This window comes from Nostocoides japonicum T1-X7 (assembly GCF_001046855.1).
Taxonomy (GTDB): Bacteria; Actinomycetota; Actinomycetes; order Actinomycetales; family Dermatophilaceae; genus Nostocoides; species Nostocoides japonicum.
Map to the genome: position 1 here is coordinate 5,160,542 of NZ_HF570958.1, position 1,780 is coordinate 5,162,321.

A 1,780-nucleotide genomic window follows, 5' to 3' on the forward strand; every position below is an offset into this window, starting at 1 on the left:
ACGCTTTACCGGGTGACCCGACAAGACGTGGCTTCACCCGACAAGGGAAGTGGGGTGAAGCTCAGTGTTCCGGGGTGACCCGATAAAGCTCGTCGAGGCAGCGGGTCTCTCGCCGAGGTAGCGGGTCTCTCGTCGAGGCCGCAGGTATGAGGAACGCCCCAGCGCTGGCCCGGACCGGCCCGGACCGGCCCGATGGGCAGGACGATCGGTGTGCGGGCCGGCCGACCGGGACGCCGGCCGTGCTCACAAGACCTGGCCCTCGGGTAGGCGGCGCCTCTATGTCCTGTCGGTGGGGCCGACAGACACCCAATCCCGCCACAGAGCCGGACCGCGCGCGGCGCCCACGCACGACGAGCACGGGACGGGGACGGCATTGGGTGTCCGTGTGTCGCGCGACCCACCGCTCGGCGACGCGCACCCGGACGCGAGGGTCCTGGGTGACGATGAGTGGACACCGCCGAGCACGAAGGGCCGCCGGGGGCCGGATCACCGTGTTCGAGCCGGGCGGCACCCCGCCACCTCACGGGTCTCGGGTGGGGAAGCGGACGTCAGGCGAGGGGCGCCGTGTCGCCGACGTCCCGGCGGTCGAGGTCACCCGTCACGCCCTGCCGGGCCGCACGCCGGCCGAGCGTGAAGACATACGCGAGGAATGCGAGGAGGGCGAGGACGCCGATGCCGACACGTGCCCAGGTCGGCAGGTCCGACGGCGTGACGAACCCCTCGATGAGGCCGCTGACGAGCAGCACGGCGACGAGTCCCATCGCGATGCCGATCGCCGTCCGCCCGGCCTCGGCGAAGGCCTGCGCGCGGGTCCGCGCACCCGGGTCGATCCACGACCAGAAGAGCCGCAGCCCCGCACCGGCCGCCACGAAGACCGCGGTCAGCTCGAGGAGACCGTGTGGCAGCAGCATTCCGAAGAAGAGGCTGGCCCGCCCGTGCTCGAGCATGAGCGCTCCGATGATGCCGACGTTGAGGATGTTGGACCAGAGCAGCATGACGACCGGGAAGCCGAGGACGCCCATCGCGATGCACAGCGCGCTGACCCAGGCGTTGTTGACCCAGACCATCGTCGCGAACTCGTGGTGTGCGTACTCGCTGTAGTAGCCGGCGAAGTCGGTGTTGACGAGCCGGTCGATCTCCGCCTTCGTCAGGGCCTGGGAGTAGAGCTCGGGGTGGTGCATCGTCCAGGCGACGATGATCGTCACGACGACGAGGTTGGCGCCCCACACCGACAGCCACCACCACCGCAGTCGATAGAGCGCCGCGGGGAACGAGTGCGTCCAGAACCACAGGACGTCCCGCCACGACAAGGCTCGACGGCTGGCTTGGGCGATGCGGGCCCGGGTGAGCAGGGCCGACAGGTACCGCACGAGGGACGGGTCGGGTGCCGAGCTGCGGACGACCGACAGGTGGGTCGAGGTGCGCTGGTAGAGGTCGAGGAGCTCGTCGGCCTCGTCGGCCGTCGGGCGACGACGGTGGACGAGCGCGTCGAGTCGGTGCCACACCGGCTCGTTGTGCGCGACGAATGCGTCGAGGTCCACGCCTTAACCCTAGCGAGCGACTGCCCCTCGCCCTCGCCCACCAGCACCGCGATCGTCTTGCCTGCCAACGCCTCCGGGGGTCTCGGCAGGTGCGGGGTTGTCGTGGTCGCCAGACGCCACCGACCACGGAAAGCCCACACCTGCCGAACAGGGGACACGGCAGGTGCGGGGTTGTCGTGGTCCCCAGAACTCCCCGACCACGGAAAGCCCACACCTGCCGAACAGGGGACACGGCAGGT

Annotated in this window: 1 protein-coding gene; it reads right to left on the reverse strand. The window is 70.3% G+C overall.

Translation table 11 applies throughout. From position 1 onward, the window contains the following. Window positions 1–548 precede the first annotated feature (548 nt). Complete coding sequence (locus BN12_RS23280) at window positions 549–1,541, reverse strand: stage II sporulation protein M (protein ID WP_048551989.1); 993 nt, start codon at window positions 1,539–1,541, stop codon at window positions 549–551. Window positions 1,542–1,780: the final 239 nt, after the last annotated feature.